The following is a 3,339-nucleotide window of genomic DNA, read 5'->3' as shown; positions in this document are numbered from 1 at the left end:
TCGTTCTTTAAAAATTTGGGTATGTGATAGAAAGATAGACTGAACGTTACTTTCACTGGTAACGGATCAGGCTAAGGTAAAATTTGTGAGTTCTCTTAATTGAGAAATTCGAATTTTCGGCGAATGTCGTCTTCACAGTATAACCAGATTGCTTGGGGTTATATGGTCAAGTGAAGAAGCGCATACGGTGGATGCCTTGGCAGTCAGAGGCGATGAAAGACGTGGTAGCCTGCGAAAAGCTTCGGGGAGTCGGCAAACAGACTTTGATCCGGAGATGTCTGAATGGGGGAACCCAGCCATCATAAGATGGTTATCTTGTACTGAATACATAGGTGCAAGAGGCGAACCAGGGGAACTGAAACATCTAAGTACCCTGAGGAAAAGAAATCAACCGAGATTCCCTTAGTAGTGGCGAGCGAACGGGGACTAGCCCTTAAGTGGCTTTGAGATTAGCGGAACGCTCTGGAAAGTGCGGCCATAGTGGGTGATAGCCCTGTACGCGAAAATCTCTTAGTCATGAAATCGAGTAGGACGGAGCACGAGAAACTTTGTCTGAATATGGGGGGACCATCCTCCAAGGCTAAATACTACTGACTGACCGATAGTGAACTAGTACCGTGAGGGAAAGGCGAAAAGAACCCCGGAGAGGGGAGTGAAATAGATCCTGAAACCGTATGCGTACAAGCAGTGGGAGCCCACTTTGTTGGGTGACTGCGTACCTTTTGTATAATGGGTCAGCGACTTATTTTCAGTGGCGAGCTTAACCGAATAGGGGAGGCGTAGCGAAAGCGAGTCTTAATAGGGCGTCTAGTCGCTGGGAATAGACCCGAAACCGGGCGATCTATCCATGGGCAGGTTGAAGGTTGGGTAACACTAACTGGAGGACCGAACCGACTACCGTTGAAAAGTTAGCGGATGACCTGTGGATCGGAGTGAAAGGCTAATCAAGCTCGGAGATAGCTGGTTCTCCTCGAAAGCTATTTAGGTAGCGCCTCATGTATCACTGTAGGGGGTAGAGCACTGTTTCGGCTAGGGGGTCATCCCGACTTACCAAACCGATGCAAACTCCGAATACCTACAAGTGCCGAGCATGGGAGACACACGGCGGGTGCTAACGTCCGTCGTGAAAAGGGAAACAACCCAGACCGTCAGCTAAGGTCCCAAAGTTATGGTTAAGTGGGAAACGATGTGGGAAGGCTTAGACAGCTAGGAGGTTGGCTTAGAAGCAGCCACCCTTTAAAGAAAGCGTAATAGCTCACTAGTCGAGTCGGCCTGCGCGGAAGATGTAACGGGGCTCAAACCATACACCGAAGCTACGGGTATCACGTAAGTGATGCGGTAGAGGAGCGTTCTGTAAGCCTGTGAAGGTGAGTTGAGAAGCTTGCTGGAGGTATCAGAAGTGCGAATGCTGACATGAGTAACGATAATGGGTGTGAAAAACACCCACGCCGAAAGACCAAGGTTTCCTGCGCAACGTTAATCGACGCAGGGTTAGTCGGTCCCTAAGGCGAGGCTGAAAAGCGTAGTCGATGGAAAACAGGTTAATATTCCTGTACTTCTGGTTATTGCGATGGAGGGACGGAGAAGGCTAGGCCAGCTTGGCGTTGGTTGTCCAAGTTTAAGGTGGTAGGCTGGAATCTTAGGTAAATCCGGGATTCTAAGGCCGAGAGCTGATGACGAGTTACCTTTTAGGTAACGAAGTGGTTGATGCCATGCTTCCAAGAAAAGCTTCTAAGCTTCAGGTAACCAGGAACCGTACCCCAAACCGACACAGGTGGTTGGGTAGAGAATACCAAGGCGCTTGAGAGAACTCGGGTGAAGGAACTAGGCAAAATGGCACCGTAACTTCGGGAGAAGGTGCGCCGGTGAGGGTGAAGGACTTGCTCCGTAAGCTCATGCCGGTCGAAGATACCAGGCCGCTGCGACTGTTTATTAAAAACACAGCACTCTGCAAACACGAAAGTGGACGTATAGGGTGTGACGCCTGCCCGGTGCCGGAAGGTTAATTGATGGGGTTAGCTAACGCGAAGCTCTTGATCGAAGCCCCGGTAAACGGCGGCCGTAACTATAACGGTCCTAAGGTAGCGAAATTCCTTGTCGGGTAAGTTCCGACCTGCACGAATGGCGTAACGATGGCGGCGCTGTCTCCACCCGAGACTCAGTGAAATTGAAATCGCTGTGAAGATGCAGTGTATCCGCGGCTAGACGGAAAGACCCCGTGAACCTTTACTATAGCTTTGCACTGGACTTTGAATTTGCTTGTGTAGGATAGGTGGGAGGCTTTGAAGCGTGGACGCCAGTCTGCGTGGAGCCATCCTTGAAATACCACCCTGGCAACTTTGAGGTTCTAACTCAGGTCCGTTATCCGGATCGAGGACAGTGTATGGTGGGTAGTTTGACTGGGGCGGTCTCCTCCTAAAGAGTAACGGAGGAGTACGAAGGTGCGCTCAGACCGGTCGGAAATCGGTCGTAGAGTATAAAGGCAAAAGCGCGCTTGACTGCGAGACAGACACGTCGAGCAGGTACGAAAGTAGGTCTTAGTGATCCGGTGGTTCTGTATGGAAGGGCCATCGCTCAACGGATAAAAGGTACTCCGGGGATAACAGGCTGATACCGCCCAAGAGTTCATATCGACGGCGGTGTTTGGCACCTCGATGTCGGCTCATCACATCCTGGGGCTGAAGCCGGTCCCAAGGGTATGGCTGTTCGCCATTTAAAGTGGTACGCGAGCTGGGTTTAGAACGTCGTGAGACAGTTCGGTCCCTATCTGCCGTGGACGTTTGAGATTTGAGAGGGGCTGCTCCTAGTACGAGAGGACCGGAGTGGACGAACCTCTGGTGTTCCGGTTGTCACGCCAGTGGCATTGCCGGGTAGCTATGTTCGGAATAGATAACCGCTGAAAGCATCTAAGCGGGAAACTAGCCTCAAGATGAGATCTCACTGGAACCTTGAGTTCCCTGAAGGGCCGTCGAAGACTACGACGTTGATAGGTTGGGTGTGTAAGCGCTGTGAGGCGTTGAGCTAACCAATACTAATTGCCCGTGAGGCTTGACCATATAACACCCAAGCAATTTGACTACTCTAACGAGCATCAGATTGCGGTGTGTGAAGACGAAGATGAACCGAAAGTTCGACGCTCACAAAACACCGAAAGCTGTCACATACCCAATTTGCTGAAGCGAGGCCAGCTGGCCACGACTCAGTACCCGAATTTCTTGACGACCATAGAGCATTGGAACCACCTGATCCCATCCCGAACTCAGCAGTGAAACGATGCATCGCCGATGGTAGTGTGGGGTTTCCCCATGTGAGAGTAGGTCATCGTCAAGATTAAATTCC

The 3,339-nt window shown here is 50.9% G+C and carries 2 rRNA genes; both read left to right on the top strand.

Annotation, left to right across the window (positions count from 1 at the left end):
* Positions 1-164: 164 nt before the first annotated feature.
* Positions 165-3,056, top strand: a 23S ribosomal RNA gene (locus MF6394_RS32700).
* 158 nt (positions 3,057-3,214) lie between these two features.
* A 5S ribosomal RNA gene (gene rrf, locus MF6394_RS32695) occupies positions 3,215-3,330 on the top strand.
* Positions 3,331-3,339: the final 9 nt, after the last annotated feature.

It is taken from the genome of Pseudomonas sp. MF6394 (genome assembly GCF_002018845.1).
Taxonomy (GTDB): Bacteria; Pseudomonadota; Gammaproteobacteria; order Pseudomonadales; family Pseudomonadaceae; genus Aquipseudomonas; species Aquipseudomonas lactis.
Note: the sequence above shows the minus strand (reverse complement) of the source record. Positions and strands in the feature narration are given on the sequence as shown.